General features: G+C 35.4%; 14 protein-coding genes, 1 tRNA gene and 1 other RNA gene. 15 read left to right on the plus strand and 1 reads right to left on the minus strand.

Annotation, left to right across the window (positions count from 1 at the left end; genetic code table 11):
• The first annotated feature begins 22 nt into the window (after positions 1-22).
• The 6 genes from gltB (at position 23) to LQ598_RS09405 (ending at position 9,215) form a co-directional block, all read left to right on the plus strand.
• The gene (gltB, locus tag LQ598_RS09380; protein WP_239745443.1) at positions 23-4,516 is read left to right on the plus strand and encodes a glutamate synthase large subunit; all 4,494 of its coding nucleotides are present in this window, start codon (positions 23-25) and stop codon (positions 4,514-4,516) included.
• Positions 4,517-4,531: 15 nt separating this feature from the next.
• On the plus strand, positions 4,532-5,989 hold the full coding sequence (locus tag LQ598_RS09385) for a glutamate synthase subunit beta (RefSeq protein ID WP_107558910.1): 1,458 nt from the start codon (positions 4,532-4,534) through the stop codon (positions 5,987-5,989).
• Between the two features lie 60 nt (positions 5,990-6,049).
• Positions 6,050-6,142 (plus strand) — tRNA-Ser (locus LQ598_RS09390).
• Between the two features lie 131 nt (positions 6,143-6,273).
• The gene (locus LQ598_RS09395; RefSeq protein ID WP_107558909.1) at positions 6,274-7,197 is read left to right on the plus strand and encodes a S66 peptidase family protein; all 924 of its coding nucleotides are present in this window, start codon (positions 6,274-6,276) and stop codon (positions 7,195-7,197) included.
• A gap of 12 nt (positions 7,198-7,209) precedes the next feature.
• Entirely contained in the window at positions 7,210-8,310 is a 1,101-nt protein-coding gene (locus tag LQ598_RS09400) for a dipeptide epimerase (RefSeq protein WP_107558908.1), read from the plus strand.
• Complete coding sequence (locus LQ598_RS09405; RefSeq protein WP_239745445.1) at positions 8,307-9,215, plus strand: C40 family peptidase; 909 nt, start codon at positions 8,307-8,309, stop codon at positions 9,213-9,215. Before LQ598_RS09400 ends, LQ598_RS09405 begins: the two co-directional genes overlap by 4 nt.
• Here LQ598_RS09405 and LQ598_RS09410 read toward each other — a convergent pair.
• Positions 9,204-9,950 (minus strand): serine hydrolase, encoded by a 747-nt coding sequence (locus LQ598_RS09410; RefSeq protein WP_107556459.1) that lies wholly within the window; start codon positions 9,948-9,950, stop codon positions 9,204-9,206. The genes LQ598_RS09405 and LQ598_RS09410 overlap by 12 nt on opposite strands.
• A gap of 120 nt (positions 9,951-10,070) precedes the next feature.
• Here LQ598_RS09410 and treP point away from each other — a divergent pair, with 120 nt between their 5' ends.
• The 9 genes from treP to LQ598_RS09455 all read left to right on the plus strand — a co-directional run bounded on the left by treP (position 10,071) and on the right by LQ598_RS09455 (position 18,593).
• Positions 10,071-11,507, plus strand: coding sequence for a PTS system trehalose-specific EIIBC component (gene treP, locus LQ598_RS09415; RefSeq protein WP_107558906.1), 1,437 nt, complete (start codon positions 10,071-10,073; stop codon positions 11,505-11,507).
• Between the two features lie 22 nt (positions 11,508-11,529).
• Complete coding sequence (gene treC, locus LQ598_RS09420) at positions 11,530-13,173, plus strand: alpha,alpha-phosphotrehalase (RefSeq protein WP_107536508.1); 1,644 nt, start codon at positions 11,530-11,532, stop codon at positions 13,171-13,173.
• A 29-nt stretch (positions 13,174-13,202) separates the two neighbouring features.
• Entirely contained in the window at positions 13,203-13,934 is a 732-nt protein-coding gene (gene treR / locus LQ598_RS09425; protein WP_016912428.1) for a trehalose operon repressor, read from the plus strand.
• Positions 13,935-13,986: 52 nt separating this feature from the next.
• Positions 13,987-14,255, plus strand: an RNA gene (gene ffs, locus LQ598_RS09430) — signal recognition particle sRNA large type.
• A gap of 93 nt (positions 14,256-14,348) precedes the next feature.
• Positions 14,349-14,882 carry a GNAT family N-acetyltransferase gene (locus LQ598_RS09435; protein WP_107556458.1) on the plus strand — a complete coding sequence of 178 codons (534 nt, stop codon included), beginning with the start codon at positions 14,349-14,351 and terminating at the stop codon, positions 14,880-14,882.
• A 73-nt stretch (positions 14,883-14,955) separates the two neighbouring features.
• A complete protein-coding gene (gene dnaX / locus LQ598_RS09440; protein WP_026023258.1) occupies positions 14,956-16,647 on the plus strand; it encodes a DNA polymerase III subunit gamma/tau in 1,692 nt (563 codons plus the stop codon).
• Between the two features lie 90 nt (positions 16,648-16,737).
• Positions 16,738-17,058 (plus strand): YbaB/EbfC family nucleoid-associated protein, encoded by a 321-nt coding sequence (locus LQ598_RS09445; protein ID WP_016912425.1) that lies wholly within the window; start codon positions 16,738-16,740, stop codon positions 17,056-17,058.
• A 2-nt stretch (positions 17,059-17,060) separates the two neighbouring features.
• Positions 17,061-17,657, plus strand: a complete 597-nt coding sequence (recR, locus tag LQ598_RS09450; RefSeq protein ID WP_026023257.1) for a recombination mediator RecR — start codon at positions 17,061-17,063, stop codon at positions 17,655-17,657.
• A gap of 87 nt (positions 17,658-17,744) precedes the next feature.
• Complete coding sequence (locus LQ598_RS09455; RefSeq protein ID WP_107556457.1) at positions 17,745-18,593, plus strand: patatin-like phospholipase family protein; 849 nt, start codon at positions 17,745-17,747, stop codon at positions 18,591-18,593.
• Positions 18,594-18,953 lie beyond the last annotated feature (360 nt).

Consider the following 18,953-nt stretch of genomic DNA (forward strand, 5'->3'; position numbering starts at 1 on the left):
TTTATTGTTGAGGTGATGTCGTATGTCATTTAAGAAAGATAGAAGACAACTTGGCCTGTATGATTCAATGGACGAGCATGATGCTTGTGGAATTGGCTTTTATGCCAACATGGACAACAAGAGGTCACATGATATTGTATTAAAATCAATTGAAATGCTTTGTAGGTTAGATCATAGAGGTGGAGTTGGAGCTGATGGTATTACTGGCGATGGTGCTGGTATTATGACTGAAGTCCCTCACCTCTATTTTAAACAAAAATTAAATTTAAATTTACCTGAAGAAGAAAATTATGCTGTAGGTATGTTCTTCACTGATGAGAAAATAGCTGGCAGTGAGCATGAAACAAAATTTAATGCATTTTTTGAAGCGGAAGGCTTAAAGGTTATTTCATATAGAGATGTACCTGTAGATATATCGGTATTGGCTGAACATGTTGCAGAAACAATGCCTTATATTCAACAAGTATTTGTTGAAAATCATTCAAGTGAACATTTTGATCGCTCTTTATTTATTGCGCGTAAACAAATTGAACGATACGGTGATGAACAAAATTTAGATTTATACTTTGCAAGTTTATCTAGAAGAACAATCGTTTACAAAGGATGGTTGCGCTCAGATCAAATTAAAGGGTTATATATCGATTTATTAGAGGAATCATATGTTTCGAAGTTTGGTTCAGTCCACTCTAGATTCAGTACGAATACATTCCCAAGTTGGAAAAGAGCACATCCAAACAGATTACTTATGCATAATGGTGAAATTAACACGATTAAAGGTAATGTGAACTGGATGCGCGCGCGTCAAGATCGATTGATCGAGACGATCTTTGGAGATGTGAAAGATAAAATTGGAACAGTATTAGATGAATCAGGTAGTGACTCAGCTATTGTCGACAATGCTTTAGAGTTTTTGAGTTTGAGTATTCCTCCTGAGCAAGCGGCGATGTTATTGATTCCTGAACCTTGGTTATATAATGACACGCAAGATCCAAAAATTAGAGCGTTTTATGAGTATTATAGTTACTTAATGGAGCCATGGGATGGACCAACTATGATTAGCTTCTGTGATGGTGATAAGTTAGGTGCTTTAACAGACCGTAATGGACTGAGACCTGGACGTTATACGATCACAGATACTAATGAAATTATATTTTCATCTGAAGTAGGCGTTATTGACGTCGAAGAAGAGCATGTTGTGTACAAAGGTCAATTGAACCCAGGGAAACTATTGTTAGTAGACTTTAAAGAAAATAAAGTAATCGAGAACGACGAATTAAAACAACGTATTGCAAGCGAATATCCATACGATGAGTGGGTTAGTCATAAAGCGTTAAATGTAAATGACATTGTAGCTTCACCATCTCATATAGAACAGGATAAATTATTCCAATTGCAACGTCGTTTCGGATATACAAAAGAAGAAATCAACAAATATATGTTTGAACTTACAAGCGAGAAAAAAGATCCTATTGGCGCAATGGGCTTTGATACACCTGTTGCCGTATTAAGTACAAGACCTGAATCGTTGTTTAATTACTTTAAACAACATTTTGCACAAGTTACGAATCCGCCTATTGATTCATATAGAGAGAAAATCGTGACGAGTGAATTGGTTTACTTAGGAAAAGAAGGTAACTTATTAGAACCGAATAAAGATAATACGAAGCGAATACAGTTGAATCATCCAGTGTTATCAAAGGCACAACTTGAACGGATTCAAGATAGTGAATTTGGCTTAACGATGATTCCGACAACATATAGTGGGTCTCTTAAAGATACGTTAGATGACTTAGGTCACAAAGTTTCAAAAGCCGTTAAAAATGGTGCTGAAATCATCGTGTTAGAAGATGAATCTGTTGATGATGAAGAAGCGTCATTTGCAATGCCTATGTTATTAGCGGTTAGTCATATTCATCAACATTTAATCAGAACTGGACAACGTCTTGATACAAGTATTGTTGCATACTCTGGCGAATGTCGAGAAGTGCACCACTTAGCTACATTAATTGGTTATGGCGCAAATGCCGTTGTACCATACTTAGCACATTATACGATAGAAGACTTAACGACTTCGGGACGTCTCGAAGGCACTGTCGAGCAAAATATCGACACGTATAGTCAAACACTATCAGCAGGTGTCATAAAAGTTATGGCTAAAATGGGTATTTCGACAGTTCAAAGTTACCAAGGTGCTCAAATATTTGAAGCAATTGGTATAGGTAAAGACGTAATTGATGAATATTTCACAGGTACACCGTCTAAACTTTCTGGTATATCTATTGAAACAATCGATAAAGAGAATAAAGCGAGACAATCAGAACGCATTAACCATTTAAATACAGGTAGTACTTTCCAATGGAGACAACAAGGAGAATACCACGCGTTTAACCCTAAAACGATTCATTTATTACAGCATGCTTGTAGAGATAACAACTTTGAAATGTTTAAAGAATATTCTGAAGCGGCTGATAGCGAACGCATGAGTCATTTAAGAAATTTACTTGATTTTAAAGCAGAGCGTGCAATTGATTTAGATGAAGTGGAATCTGCCGATCAAATCGTTACAAGATTCAAAACTGGCGCAATGAGCTTTGGTTCTATTTCTCAAGAAGCACATCAAACGTTAGCAGAAGCGATGAATAGAATTGGTGGACGAAGTAACAGTGGTGAGGGTGGAGAAAACCCAGAACGCTTTATTGTGAAACCAGACGGCACAAATTACATGAGTGCCATTAAACAAGTAGCTTCCGGTCGCTTTGGTGTAACGAGTGATTATTTACAACACGCAAAAGAAATTCAAATCAAAGTAGCTCAAGGTGCTAAGCCTGGAGAAGGTGGTCAATTACCTGGTACAAAAGTCTACCCTTGGGTTGCTGAAGTTCGTGGATCTACACCAGGTGTTGGTTTAATTTCGCCACCGCCACATCACGATATTTATTCTATTGAAGATTTAGCGCAATTAATTCATGATTTGAAAAATGCAAATAGAAAATCAGACATTAGTGTTAAACTCGTTTCTAAATCGGGTGTCGGTACAATTGCAGCAGGTGTTGCAAAAGCATATGCTGATAAAATTGTCATCAGTGGTTACGATGGCGGTACAGGTGCTTCTCCTAAGACGAGTATCCAACATGCTGGTTTACCATGGGAGATTGGGTTAGCAGAAACACATCAAACGCTTATGTTAAATGGACTTCGTTCACGTGTGACGTTAGAAACAGATGGGAAGTTAATGACTGGGCGTGATGTAGCATTAGCGTGTGCACTTGGTGCCGAAGAATTTGCATTTGCCTCTGCGCCATTAGTGGTACTTGGATGTATTATGATGAGAGTTTGTCATAAAGATACATGTCCTGTCGGTATAGCGACTCAAAATGGAGAATTACGTAAATTGTTCACAGGTAAAGCGGATCATATCGTGAACTTCATGTACTTTATTGCCGAGGAAATAAGAGAAGTTCTTGCTTCGTTAGGATTGAAGAAGATGGATGACCTTATTGGTAGAACAGATTTATTAGAAGTTTCTAGCCGTTGTTATGCTCATCCTAAAGCGAAAGAATTGGACTTAGAAGCATTGTTATTCGTAAACAAAGGTGAAAGATATCGCTCTACTAATCAAAATCATCATCTTGATGAAGGATTTGATTTAACGACGTTATATGAAGATGCAAAAGCATCTATTGATCACGGCGAAAAATTTGTAGGCAGCTACAATGTACGTAATACAGAACGAGATGTCGGTGTGATTACAGGTAGTTATATTACAGAAGTGCATGGTGAACCTGGTTTACCAGAAGATACAATACATGTTAAGACGTTTAAACATGCTGGTCAAAGCTATGGTGCATTTATACCTAAAGGCATGACTTTACATCATACTGGCGATGCTAATGATTACTTCGGTAAAGGTTTATCAGGAGGAAAATTAATCTTGAATGCACCGAATGAAGATAGAGAAGACAATATCATTGTGGGTAATGTTTGTTTCTATGGTGCTACGAGTGGAACATCTTATATAAATGGACGAGCAGGAGAACGTTTCTGTGTTAGAAATAGTGGCGTCAATGTCGTTGTAGAAGGTGTTGGAGACCATGGACTAGAATATATGACTGGTGGTCGTGTTGTCATCTTAGGAGATGTCGGACGTAACTTCGGTCAAGGTATGAGTGGTGGTGTCTGTTACGCAATGCCTACAGATGTTGAAACATTCAAAGAAGAGAACGAGCTAGACACGCTGGAATTTGAAACATTAAAAGATGGAGATGAAATAGCTAATTTGAAACATATGTTAGAAGAACATGTTAAATATACAAATAGTAAAAAAGCAAAAGCAGTCTTAGCATCATTTGACACAATTGTAGAAAGAGTCGTTAAAGTTATTCCTAAAGACTACAAACTCATGATGCAGAAGATTTCACTACACAAATTAGAGAACGAAGAAGATGCACTTTTAAATGCATTCTTTGATGATCGAAAATCTATAGGTGATGAAGAAGAACTGGCTTCTGTATATTAAGAAGGAGGGCATATTATGGGTGAATTTAAAGGATTTATGAAGTATCCTAAGCAACAACTTGATGAGTTGCCATTAAAAGATAGAATTAAGGGATATGAACCATTCCAACAACGTTTTACAACAGAAGATGCTGCAACACAAGGTGCGCGTTGTATGGACTGTGGAACACCATTTTGTCAGACAGGCTCATCATTCGGTAGAGATACAATAGGTTGTCCGATTGGTAACTATATACCAGAGTGGAACGATCTAGTGTATCGAAAAGATTACAAAGAGGCATATGAAAGACTATCTGAAACAAATAACTTTCCTGAATTTACTGGTCGCGTCTGTCCGGCGCCGTGTGAATCGTCATGTGTGTTAGCAATTAATAATGATTCAGTAGCCATTAAAGGAATTGAACGTACAATTATAGATGAAGCATATGATATGGGACTTGTTAAACCGAAGTTTCCAGAACACCGATTAGAAGAAAAAATAGCCATCATCGGTAGTGGTCCAGCAGGATTAACAGCAGCCGAAGAATTAAATTTATTAGGTTACAATGTGACGATATATGAGCGAAACCATCGTCCAGGTGGCTTGCTCATGTATGGAATACCAAGTATGAAATTAGACAAAGAAGTGATTGAGCGACGTGTTAAATTAATGGAAGAAGCAGGTATCGTCTTTAAAACAGATGTTAATGTGGGGAAAGACATCACGAAAGAAGAGCTAGATGAACAATATGATGCCATTATTGTTTGTACAGGCTCACAAAAAGGACGAGATTTACCATTAGAAGGACGTATGAGTTTTGGTATTCATTTTGCAATGGATTATTTAACAGAACAAACGCAATTACAATTGGGAGAAATTGATGAACCGACAATAACAGCAAAAGGCAAAAATGTGATTGTAATAGGTGCGGGTGATACAGGTGCTGACTGCGTAGCAACAGCATTGAGAGATGACTGTAAATCAGTTGTCCAATTTAATAAATATGTAAGATTAACTGATAAAATAGAACAAAATACTTCTTGGCCATTACCAATGCCAATTTTCAAATTAGACTATGCACATAAAGAGTATCGCGAAAAGTTCGGATTCGAACCAAGAGCTTACGGTATTCAAACGATGCGTTATGATGTTGATGAAAATGGTAATATTCGAGGTCTTTACACGCAAGTGTTAGAAGAAACTGAAGATGGTATGGTTATTGTAGAAGGAACTGAACGTCATTGGCCAGCAGATTTAGTTCTATTATCAATTGGATTCGAAGGAACTGAGCATTTAGTACCTCATTCATTCAATTTGAATACTGAACGAAATAAAATCGTAGCAAACGAAAAAGATTTCAGAACAAATCAAGATAAAATATTTGTCGCTGGTGATGCAAGAAAAGGGCAAAGTTTAGTCGTTTGGGCTATTAAAGAGGGTCGTGCAGTTGCAAAAGCTGTAGATAAATCCTTAAAGAAGAAAATTACAATTTAATTTCGACGTTTATTGTTGACATAAGTGATGGCATGTTATAAGATAAGTATTGTCTTATTTGGAGGAATACCCAAGTTCGGCTGAAGGGATCGGTCTTGAAAACCGACAGGGGCTTAACGGCTCGCGGGGGTTCGAATCCCTCTTCCTCCGCCATTATTTTTAAAATTCCAAGACTAATATATAGAAAAGCGCTACCTACATTTGTAGGTAGGGCTTTTTGTTTTGTACAAATGTTTTATAACTTTGCTATAATATAAGAATATTCTGATAAAGGTCGTGTCTAAATGAAAGCAAAGGGATTAAAACGGGGAGATGTATTAGGTGTAGTAGCATTAGCGAGCCCGCCTAATCAACAACATTTAAAGAATGGTTTAGAACGTTTAGAAGCGCAATATCAAGTTAAATTTAAGTTGGCGAATAATATTGATCAAATTTATGGTCATTTAGCAGGAACGGACGAAGAGAGATTACAAAGTTTGCATGACATGTTAAGGGATGATGAAGTTAAAGGTATCATATGTGCATGTGGAGGATATGGGACACCTCGGATTGTAGAACGCATTGATTATGAGCTTGTTAAGAAACATCCTAAAATCATTTGGGGTTATAGCGACATAACGTGTTTGCATAACGCTATTAGACAACAAACGGGATTGATTACATATCAAGGACCTATGATTGCTTCCGATATAGGTGATACTTATAATGAAATATCTATAAAAAGCTTTGAACAGTTATTCGATGGTAAAGATATTTCATATCCAACTGATCAATTAACTTTCGAACCTCTCGTATCCGGTCGAGTTGAAGGTGAAATAGTTGGGGGATGTTTATCGCTCTTAGTTTCCAGTTTAGGCACTTCATACGAAATTGATACAAAGGGAAAGATTCTATTTATTGAAGATATAGGAGAAGAGCCGTATAAGATTGATGGTTTCCTTCAACAATTAAAGTCGGCAGGGAAATTAGATGATGCAATTGGATTTATCATTGGGCCATTTACAAATAGTAAACCTAAAAATCCTAATAAATCGTTAACGATGAAAGAAGTTTTAGACTTTTTTATCACACGATTGAATAAACCTGCAGCATTTGATTTGAACATCGGTCACTGTACGCCTCATTTTGCGATACCATTTGGAACAAAAGCAACGTTAGATGTCGATCAAAAAGTGTTGAACATAACATCAGGTGTAAATATAGAATAAAGGGGCAGTTATATGTTTATAACAGATATTAAATACTATAGATATGGAACACCTTTGAAGAAACCATTCAAAACAGCTTTAAGAACAGTAGAAGTAATAGAAAGTATATATGTTTTTATCGAAACAAATTATGATGATGTTATAGGTGTTGGCGAAGCTGTACCTACATATGTTATTACAGGTGATACTAAAGGTGGAATTGAAGCGGCAATTGAAGAAGTATTTAAGCCATTATTAATTAATAAGCATTTAACAGTGAAGTTATTAGACGAAGTACAGGAAGCCATTGTCGGTAATACAAGTGCAAAAGCAGCAATAGATATAGCGCTTTATGACTTATTATCTCAAGAGGCAGAATTGCCTTTATATAAGTACATCAATCATAACCCGGGAAATAAAACGTTAGAGACATGCTATACGGTCAGTTTGAATGAAGCTGATGAAATGGTGGGAGATGGATTGAAATATGTCGATGAAGGTTTTAATCATTTAAAGATAAAAGTGGGGAAAGACAATGTCGAAACAGATTTAAGTAGACTGAAAGCATTGAGATCTTCGTTGCCTAGTGATGTCATATTAAGCGCGGACGCTAATCAAGCTTGGGATGAAAAAGGCGCGCGACACGCCTTGAAGCATTTTGATGAAGCTGACTTGAAAATTGAAAGTATCGAACAACCTGTTGGACGTTATGAATATACTATTCTAGGTGCTTTAACAAAAAAATTTAACATACCTTTAATGGTAGATGAAAGTTTGTTTAGCACTTATGATGCGCGTCGATTAGTAGAAGTAGGCGCAAATAATTTGTGGAATATTAAGTTGATGAAGACTGGTGGCATACATCAAGCTTTAAAAATACATGATATTGCTCAAGATGAAGGTATATCTTGCATGGTTGGATGTATGATGGAGACGCATGTTTCTGTAACCGCTGCTTTACATTTTAGTTTAGCTGCTAAACAAGTAAGCCGTGTAGATTTTGATGCACCATTAATGGTGGTTGAAAGGCAAGTTGAAGGTGGTATCGTTTATGAAGGTGCTAAAGTGAAGGCTTCAGAAGGATTCGGTTTAGGGGTAGATAGAAAATCTTTATACAAGAAGGTGCGAACATGAAGAAATATTGTAGAGTAAATGTAGGGACCATATGGAGAAATATTGATAAAGCTAGAGATATTGATAGAGATGGCATCATGTACCCAGCTGATATTCAAAGATGGTTACTAGAACTGAATTTGGCACAAAAGTTGTCATTTACAGAAGATAGTAGAATAGATACTCAAGTATTGTATGGAGAAATGGTTGAAGTAATAGAAGAACAAGATGGCTGGAGTCATGTGTTATGTATAGAGCAACCTTCGAAACAACATCCAAAGGGTTACCCTGGCTTTATACCTTCTAGTCAGTTAGGCGAAATGAAAGATTACGAAGCACACCAAAAATTACGTGTCATAGTACCTAAATCTACTTTGTTTAATTTAGATTTTACTACAAAGCAAATTCTTTCGTTCAATACGGTGTTGCCTGTAACGAAAGGTGAAGATGAATATGTTGAAGTAGACACACCTGAAGGTAAAGGCTTAATCCATTCTAACGACGTTGAATTTAGCGATGAAAACGGCAATTTACAAACGGGAACGATGCAAGGCGTTATTGAAAATGCCAAACGCTTTATAGACTTACCTTATCTATGGGGAGGCATGTCTAGTTATGGATATGATTGCTCGGGACTTTGTTTTCAAATGTATAAAAGTCAAAATTTCTATATACCTCGAGATGCGGATGAACAATATGAAGCAATGAAAGATGTTTCAATTGAGTCAAAAAATTTCGAACCGGGAGACTTACTATTTTTTAGTAAGCCTGAAGAGAATGGTTTCTTGTCACATGTTGGTATATACATGGGTGAAGACATGATGATTCATGCACCGCATACCCCGAAAAGTATTGAAATTGTCAAAATAACAGGTAGTTATTATCAAAAAATACTCGCAAAAGCAGCTAGGTTATCAGATTTTTAAAATAGATTGAATAATATATGACCCAAATTGGTGAGAGAAGTCGATCACTTTTTTGGGTTTATTTGTGTTGGATAAAAAGCAATAATAATATAAATCGTGTTCGTGTTGGATGATGCCCACATCATTTACAACATTGCCATATTCACCAGTTTTCGAATAAAAAGAAAGTGTTTCTTCATAGAAAGATTTATAAATTGAAACTTTGTCGTTTAAATGTTGATTATACATAATATCCATCATTTCTTTCTTGTCTTCGTGTTGTGATATATAGCGAAGTATCGTAATCATGTCTTGTGCTGTCGTAATGTTTTGTTTACCTTCAAGAATGGCATGTTCATCCATCATAAAGCGATTGAGTTCGGTATGTTCAGTGCGAAGTGTTTCACTTATAAATAAATTGATATGTTGAAGGCCAAAATAATGAATTAAAGTATTTGTAGCCGTATTATCAGATACAACAATCATGAGGTAGATTAAATCTTTAATACTTAAATGTTCAATGTTCATTTTTTGCAATACGCCACTACCACCAACTATATTGGATAGTTTAATTTGCGCTTGTCGCTCTTCTTGGGTTGTATGGTCAAAAATATAAATCATAATCGGCAATTTAATTAAACTTGCGGATTCAAATATTTTTTCGTGATGATGGTTTGTAAAAATCGTAGAACTTTCATTAGCGAATTCGACTGAAACCTCTTCGTGATCTATGAATTCATGAGTTAAAAAAGACATATATAAAACCTCCTTTATATAATCATACTACATTATAAATGTAATATTAATTGTAAGCCTTTACATACTTGTATATACAAGTTATAATTCAGTTAAATAAATATAGGGGGAGTGAGTTCAATGGCTGTGAAGAGAGAAGATATTAGACGGATCATTGATGCTATAGGTGGACAAGACAATGTCGACGCAGCAACACATTGTGTGACACGCTTACGATTAGTATTAAATGACGAAAGTAAGGTTGATAAAGATGCGTTAGACGAAATTGAATTAGTTAAGGGGTCTTTTGCAGCGAATAACCAATTTCAAATTGTAATTGGTCAAGGAACTGTTGATGAAGCGTATAAAATTTTTCAAGAAGAAACAGGTGTTGAAGAAAGTTCGAAAGATGATGTGAAGAAAGCGTCAGAACAAAAAATGAATCCATTTCAACGTTTAATTAAGTTGCTAGGTGATGTGTTTATTCCGATTCTTCCAGCCATCGTTACAGCTGGTTTACTCTTAGGTTTAAACAATGTGTTAACAGCGAAAAATCTGTTTGGTGCTCAACCACTTGTTGAACAATATGCTTGGTTAGCAGATTTCGCAAATATTATTAACGTTATCGCAAGTACCGCATTTATCTTTTTGCCAGCTTTAATTGGTTGGTCAGCAATGCGTGTGTTTGGTGGTAGTCCGATTTTAGGTTTAGTATTAGGTTTAATCTTATTACATCCACAACTTGCTTCTCAATATGACTTAGGTGGCGGTAAATCAAGTGAGATACCTGTGTGGCACATGTTCGGTTTGGAAATTAAACAATTAAATTATCAAGGGCAAGTATTACCTATACTATTTGCAACTTGGGTCTTATCAGTGATAGAGAAATTCCTCGCAAAACGTGTTCATGATTCAATCAAGATGTTAGTCGTTGGACCAGTAGCACTATTAATTACTGGATTCTTAGCATTTATTGTAATTGGACCTTTAGCGCTAGGATTAGGTACGCTGATTACGGATGGTATTAAAGCGATCTTTGACAGTGCTGGTTGGTTAGGTGGAGCAGTGTATGGATTATTCTATGCACCACTTGTTATTACAGGTTTACATCATATGTTCTTAGCAGTAGATTTCCAACTGATGGGAAGTCCTTTAGGCGGCACTTATTTATGGCCGATTGTTGCGATATCAAATATTTGTCAAGGTTCAGCAGCATTTGGTGCTTGGTTAGTATACAAAAAACGTAAAATGGCTAAAGAACAAGGTTTGGCTGTTACTTCAGGTATTTCAGCATTCCTAGGTGTTACTGAACCAGCGATGTTCGGTGTCAACTTACCATTGAAATACCCATTCTTCGCAGCAATTATTTCATCTAGTTTATTAGGTGCATTTATTGGAGCTAATAAAGTGTTAGGTAGCGTGGGTGTTGGTGGCGTACCTGCAATCATCTCGATTCAAAGAGAGTATTGGAGCGTGTTCGGTATTGCGACATTGATAGCTATGGTGTTACCAGCTATACTAACCGTTGTACTTTCGAACTTTGCACAAGAAAAAGCGAAAGAAATGGTAAAAGAATAATTAATAAAAGGAGTTTATCAATATGGCGGTTTCAGATTGGAAAAAGTCTGTCGTTTATCAAGTGTATCCAAAATCATTTAATGATACGACCGGAAATGGACAAGGGGACTTACAAGGGATTATTGAAAAGTTACCTTATTTACAAACTTTAGGTGTCGATTATGTTTGGTTAACGCCAATATATGAGTCACCAATGAATGATAACGGCTATGATATTAGTGATTACTATCAAATTAATCCTGATTTTGGAACTAAAGAAGATGTTGAAAAGTTGCTCAATGAAGCACATCGATTAGGTATTAAAGTTATGTTAGATATCGTGATTAACCATACGTCCACAGCTCATCGTTGGTTTGTAGAGTCTCGTAAATCAAAAGACAATCCTTATCGAGATTATTATATTTGGAAAGAAGGTTCTAAAGACGAGCCGCCAACAAACTGGGAGTCTAAATTTGGTGGTAATGCATGGACTTATGATGAACAAACTGAAAGCTATTATTTGAGATTGTTCGATGTCTCTCAAGCTGATTTAAACTGGGAGAACGACAAGCTTAAATCCGAGATTTATGAAATGCTCAATTATTGGATTGATTTTGGTGTCGATGGTTTTAGATTTGATGTGATTAACCTCATATCTAAAGGTGCATTCGAAAATTCTAAAGCAATCGGGAAAGAATTTTATACAGATGGTCCGAAAGTTCATGAATATTTACAAGAGCTCAACAAACAAACTTTTGGCGACAAAGATATTATGACAGTTGGGGAAATGTCATCAACGACAATAGATCATTGTATTAAGTATACAAATCCTGAACGTCATGAGTTAAGCAGTGTATTTAATTTTCATCATTTAAAAGTAGACTATAAGAATGGTGAAAAGTGGTCGGACATGAGATTTGATTTTCTTGAATTGAAGCGTATTTTAATGGAATGGCAAGTAAATATCGCTAAAGGTAATGGATGGAATGCGATATTCTGGTGTAATCATGATCAACCTAGAGTTGTGACGAGGTTTGGTAATGATACAACAGAAGAGGATAGAGTGAAGTCTAGTAAGATGTTGGCAATATCGTTACACATGTTACAAGGCACGCCGTATATATATCAAGGTGAAGAAATTGGGATGACGGATCCTAAGTTTACGGATATCAATCAATATAGAGATGTTGAGTCACTTAATGCATATAAACTATTAAAAAATCGTGGCATGGATGAAGAAATGATTATGAAAGTAATCGGTCAAAAATCTAGAGATAATTCAAGGACGCCTATTCAGTGGAATGATCATGATAATGCAGGGTTTACAACAGGAACACCATGGATCGGAATTCCAGAAAATTACAAGCACATTAACGTTGAAGCGGCACTTGAAGATAAAACGTCTGTCTTCTATACGTATCAAAAATTAATTCAAATACGTCATAAATATGATATTGTAACTTATGGAGAAATAGAACCACTTCATATGGAACATCCAGATTTATTTGTTTACAAAAGACATTTGAATGATGAAACGTGGTTGATTATCGCAAATTATTCTAACCGAGAAGTGGATATCCCAGAAGATATTGATTTAGAAGGTGAAATTATGATCGCTAATAACGATTTAAACGGTAATGTATTACAACCATATGATGCATTTGTAGTTAAGATAAGTGGAAATTAAGCTATTTTTGAAGGTATAGAGGTGAACACATGAACAAGTATATGAAAATCTACCAATCTATTTGTGAAAAAATTATAAATGGTGAATATGCTCATTTACAGCAACTACCTTCCGAAAATGAATTAACAAAGATATATTCAACTTCTAGAGAAACTGTAAGGAAAGCTTTAAATTTATTGCAAGAAAAAGGTTATATACAAAAGTTGCAAGGTAAAGGTTCAGTTGTCATTTATGAAGACATCATACAATTTCCAATTTCGGAGATGATTAGTTTTCAAGAGATTAATCAAAGGTTAGGTTTAGACTATGAAACGAAAGTCGAAGTTCTTGAAGTAATACGCGCTGAAGAAGTGCCTATTGTAAAACATGCACTTGAGTTAAATGATTATGATAAATTGTGGCATGTCATTAGAACAAGGACAAAAGATGATAAAGTGCATATCATGGATGAGGACTACTTCATATGTAGTGTTATTCCTAAACTGACGAAAGAAGTTGCAGCACAATCGATTTATAAATATATTGAACACGAAATGAATGTAGAAATCAGTTATTCAAATAAATCTATTACATTTGAAAGAATGACTGAGAAAGAAATAGCTTACTTTGGTCAGTTGGACCCGCCTTTTACAGCAACAGTTAGGGGAATCGTGCACCTTAATAATGCAGAGCGATTCCAATATAATATATCTAGACATATTGCAACAGAATTTAAATTTGTCGACTTTTCGCGCAGAGTAATTAATAAAACATATTCATAGAGAATAGTTTTTCCTTGCCAAACGTAAAGGTTATGTTGTACTATATAAATTGCCGTGCTAAGTGGGGAGGTAGCGGTTCCCTGTACTTGAAATCCGCTTATGCAGGACTGAATTCCTTTGCCGCGGACATATTGTTGTGAGGTCTGCCCTCAGCACGTGGTGTCTGAAGACGTCGGTCCTATGCAATACAAACCCATGAATCATGTCAGGTCCGGAAGGAAGCAGCATTAAGTGGATTATTGTATGTGCCGTAGGGTTGCCGAAGTTTAGCTAACGACTGAGGTTACGCTTGTGATGTTTGTTCAAAGCAAAGGTGCACGGTTTTAAATTTTAAAAACTTATTAAATTATATATAAATTCAAAAAAGAGTGACCGCGGTCACTCTTTTTCTTATATCAGGAGGATATATCATACATGACGCAATTACTAATTGGTACTATTGTGGAGTCGGAATATGAGCTAGCTAAAGAGGTTGTTAAACAAGCTTTTTTAGGTGAAGAACATACAGATGGAAATGAACATGAATTGATTGGAAAAATCCGAAAATCGCCAACTTATAATGCAGAACTTGAAGTCGTAGCAAAAACTGAATCAGGCAAAATTCTAGGTCACGCAATGATGTCAGAAGTAACGGTAAATTCTGATGAACAAAGCAATGTTGTATTAGCTTTAGCGCCTGTTTCGGTTTTGCCAGAATATCAAAATAGAGGAATAGGTAAAGCGTTAATAGAAGCGTTAGAATATCGAGCTTATGAAAATGGTTATATAGGTGTTGTTGTGCTTGGTCATTCTGAGTATTATCAAAAATTAGGCTACCATATAGCTTCCGACTTTGATATTTATACGCCATTCGAAGCTCCAGACGAAAACTTTATGTTTAAATACTTATGGGATCATCCTACTAAAGAAATAAGAGGCACTGTTCATTATCCAGAAGCTTTTCAATAATTTGTAATAAGAAGTCAGTATCGATTCGTGATATAATATAAGGTATATCGTATTAAACTTTGGAGGTGCCATTTTGAACTACCAGGCTTTGTATCGAATGTATAGACCGCAATCATTTTCAGATGTTGTAGGTCAAAAGCATGTCACAAAAACATTAAGAAATGCAATCCAAAAAGAAAAGCAATCACATGCTTACTTATTTAATGGCCCACGCGGAACTGGTAAGACGAGTATTGCTAAGATTTTTGCTAAAGCAATCAACTGTACAGAAAATACAAATGGAGAACCTTGTAATGAATGCGCAATTTGTAAAGGTATTACACAAGGTACAAATTCAGATGTTATTGAAATAGATGCTGCAAGTAACAACGGTGTAGATGAAATCCGAAATATTAGAGATAAAGTAAAATATGCACCAAGTGAATCTAAATTCAAAGTATATATTATAGATGAAGTACACATGCTAACAACTGGTGCCTTTAATGCACTTTTAAAAACACTTGAAGAACCACCAAGTCACGCTATATTCATTCTTGCTACGACAGAACCCCACAAAATACCACCTACTATTATTTCAAGATGTCAAAGGTTTGATTTTAAAGCTATTCATTCTGGAGAAATTGAAAGTAGATTGGCTTTTGTTGCAGATGAACAAAACATTACTTACGAACAAGACGCTTTATCATTTATTGCGCAAGTCTCAGAAGGCGGTATGCGTGATGCACTTAGCGTTATGGATCAAGCAATTGCATTTGGCGATGGACATTTATCGTTAGAACATGCATTGAACGTAACGGGTAGTGTTGATAAAGCAGCGTTGAATGCGTTGTTCGGTGATATTGTTGCTAAAGATATAAAACAGGCATTCACGAGATATCATGAGTTTATTGCTGATGGTAAAGAAGTGAATAGACTTGTAAATGATATGATTTATTTCATTAGAGATGCAATCGTAGCTAAAACAACTGAGCAAGACGACGATCAACACGCACTTCATCATATAAATTTAAATACAATGTATAAGATGATTGATTGTATTAACGACACGTTAGTTTCAATGCGTTTCGCAATTAATCAAAATGTTCATATAGAAATACTTATCGTTAAATTAACGGAATTAATTGCACATAACAATACAGAACAAGCAACATCTGGCGATCAAAATAACAATGTAGAATCAAGTGAAGTCATGAATAAAATTAAACAACTTGAAACACAAGTTAATCAACTTTCTCAAAATGGTGTTAGTCAAAAAACAAAACCTATCGAAAATAAACAAAACATTTCTAAAAAACAATCTAAACATGTTTTCTCTATTAGACAAATAGAGCGTGTGCTTGATCATGCTAATCGAGATGATTTGAATTTACTAAAAGAAAAGTGGCAAGCAGTTATTGAATCAGTGAAAGAGAAAGAACAAAGAGCTTTAGTAAGCTTATTGTTGAATTCTGAACCTGTCGCTGCTAGTGAAGATCACGTACTTGTAAAGTTTGATGAAGACATACATTGTGAAATAGTTAATAAAAATGATGAAAAAAGAAATCATATTGAATCAATTGTCTGTGAGATAGTAGATAAAACGGTAAAAGTAGTTGGCGTGCCTAATTCACAGTGGTTACAAGTTAGACAACAATACATTCAATCTAAAAAAGCGAATTCTACTCAAAGTGAAACAGAGGAAGAAGCAAAGCCTGCAGAAGCAGATGTTGTTAAAAAAGCACAAGAATTATTTGGTGAAGATACAGTACATGTTACTGATGAGTAATACATGACATCACCTCTAAAGGTATGTATAATAAATATGACAAAATTAATTTTCTATAATGAACAAAATAGATATTAGGAGGACGAAATTATGCGCGGTGGCGGAAATATGCAACAAATGATGAAACAAATGCAAAAAATGCAAAAGAAAATGGCTGAGGAACAAGAAAAGCTAAAAGAAGAAAAAATTGAAGGAACAGCAGGTGGCGGAATGGTTACTGTTGTTGTTTCTGGACACAAAGAAATTTTAGACGTTATCATTAAAGAAGATGTAGTAGACCCTGAAGATATCGAAATGCTACAAGACTTAGTATTAGCTGCAACAAATGACGCTTTATCTAAAGCTGACGATGTAACAGCAGATCGTTTAGGTAAACATACACAAGGTCTTAACATTCCCGGAATGATGTAATGATGTTCTATCCAGAACCAATATCTAAACTAATTGATAGCTTTATGAAGTTGCCAGGAATAGGTCCTAAAACAGCTCAACGTTTAGCTTTTCATGTATTAGATATGAAAGAAGATGATGTTGTACTTTTTGCTAAATCTCTTGTAGATGTAAAGCGAGAACTCACTTATTGTGAAACTTGTGGGCATATAACGGACGTATCTCCTTGTCATATTTGCCAAGATAAGCAAAGAGACCGCTCAGTGATATGCGTTGTACAAGATTCTAAAGATGTTATAGCTATGGAAAAAATGCGCGAATATAAAGGTTTATATCATGTATTACACGGTGCTATCTCTCCAATGGAAGGTATTGGACCGGAAGATATAAATATTCCATCATTATTAGAGCGTTTGAAGAGTGATGAAGTAAACGAAATTATATTAGCGACAAACGCAAATATAGAAGGTGAATCAACAGCAATGTATATTTCTAGACTTGTTAAGCCTATTGGTATTAAAACAACTAGACTTGCACATGGATTGCCGGTAGGTGGCGATTTAGAATATGCTGATGAAGTTACACTTTCTAAAGCTATAACAGGGAGAACGGAAATTTAATAATTAACACACAACCTGCTCACATATAATATGTAGCAGGTTGCTTTCATTCAACTAAAGACTAACGGTATAGAAAAGAGTGTAAATATGATAAAAGATACAGCATTAATATTAGAAGGCGGCGGAATGAGAAGTTTGTATACTGCAGGTGTTCTAGACTACTTTATTGAAAAGGATTTATATTTTGAATACAATATCGGCGTTTCAGCTGGTGCTTCCATGGCAGCAAGTTACTTATCTAGACAATTCAGACGTAACCATCGTGTGACGACAAAGTACATTAAAGATAAACGATATATTTCTCTTTCTAATTATGTGAAGAGAAAAGAATTATTTGGAATGGATTTTGTTTATCATTATATCCCAACTTATTTGGAACCTTTTGATTTTGAAAAGTTTGATCAAGCTAAAGAGGAGTTTGTTGTTGTAACAACTGACTGTGAAACTGGAGAAGCTGTATATTTTGATAAGAATGAAACTAAAGGTTCAATATTAACAGCGCTAGAAGCAACAAGCTCATTACCATTGATGGCTAATCCAGTTCAATACAAAGGACACACTTTATTAGATGGAGGAGTCGTAAATCCTATCCCTCTTAATAAAACGATTGAAGAAGGATATAAGAAAAACGTTCTTATTCTAACGAGACCGAAAGGCTATCGTAAAAAGCAAAGTAAGTTTTCTAAAGTATTTAGACTAAAAGCATATCCTAAAGTGAATCATCTTATGGCAATTAGATATAAACATTACAATAAAACATTAGAATGGATAGAAGAGGAAGAAGAAAAAGGCAATTTATTCGTGATAAGACCTTCTGATACGCTCTCAGTGGATAGAGTTGAGAAAAATCCTAGGAAATTAGACGCTTTATATAAGAAAGGTTACGAAGATGCTGAAAAAATATACGATAAATTAAAAGAATATGTTGAGAATTAATCATATTTGAAAACAATGGGTGTTTTGGTGTAATTTTTATGCTTGAGTTAGGTGTATATAGCGTGTATAGTTATATCTTGTGAGCGAGAGATAAATAACACATCAAAACACTTTGGAAATTAATTTTAAAGAAGTTGTTGACTTCGATTTAAGAAGTGTGTATAATAGATTCTTGTGAGACGAAATGAACATTGAAAACTGAATGACAATATGTCAACGTTTAATTCCGATAATTGAGTACTGAAAGTACTTCAAAGAGTGATTGGCTCAACCAATCAAAGATGAGCTAATCAAGCTTACTTCTATTATGGAGAGTTTGATCCTGGCTCAGGATGAACGCTGGCGGCGTGCCTAATACAT

The sequence above is a fragment of the Mammaliicoccus sp. F-M27 genome (genome assembly GCF_022387115.1).
Taxonomy (GTDB): Bacteria; Bacillota; Bacilli; order Staphylococcales; family Staphylococcaceae; genus Mammaliicoccus; species Mammaliicoccus vitulinus.

Excerpts from the sequence above, each read along its gene's own strand:
- LQ598_RS09405 (WP_239745445.1), top strand. The coding sequence starts at position 8,307 with ATGAAGAAATATTGTAGAGTAAATGTAGGGACCATATGGAGAAATATT.
- treC (WP_107536508.1), top strand. The coding sequence starts at position 11,530 with ATGGCGGTTTCAGATTGGAAAAAGTCTGTCGTTTATCAAGTGTATCCA.
- treR (WP_016912428.1), top strand. The coding sequence starts at position 13,203 with ATGAACAAGTATATGAAAATCTACCAATCTATTTGTGAAAAAATTATA.
- LQ598_RS09435 (WP_107556458.1), top strand. The coding sequence starts at position 14,349 with ATGACGCAATTACTAATTGGTACTATTGTGGAGTCGGAATATGAGCTA.
- recR (WP_026023257.1), top strand. The coding sequence starts at position 17,061 with ATGTTCTATCCAGAACCAATATCTAAACTAATTGATAGCTTTATGAAG.
- treP (WP_107558906.1), top strand. The coding sequence starts at position 10,071 with ATGGCTGTGAAGAGAGAAGATATTAGACGGATCATTGATGCTATAGGT.
- LQ598_RS09410 (WP_107556459.1), bottom strand. The coding sequence starts at position 9,950 with ATGTCTTTTTTAACTCATGAATTCATAGATCACGAAGAGGTTTCAGTC.
- LQ598_RS09445 (WP_016912425.1), top strand. The coding sequence starts at position 16,738 with ATGCGCGGTGGCGGAAATATGCAACAAATGATGAAACAAATGCAAAAA.
- LQ598_RS09455 (WP_107556457.1), top strand. The coding sequence starts at position 17,745 with ATGATAAAAGATACAGCATTAATATTAGAAGGCGGCGGAATGAGAAGT.
- gltB (WP_239745443.1), top strand. The coding sequence starts at position 23 with ATGTCATTTAAGAAAGATAGAAGACAACTTGGCCTGTATGATTCAATG.
- LQ598_RS09400 (WP_107558908.1), top strand. The coding sequence starts at position 7,210 with ATGTTTATAACAGATATTAAATACTATAGATATGGAACACCTTTGAAG.
- LQ598_RS09395 (WP_107558909.1), top strand. The coding sequence starts at position 6,274 with ATGAAAGCAAAGGGATTAAAACGGGGAGATGTATTAGGTGTAGTAGCA.
- LQ598_RS09385 (WP_107558910.1), top strand. The coding sequence starts at position 4,532 with ATGGGTGAATTTAAAGGATTTATGAAGTATCCTAAGCAACAACTTGAT.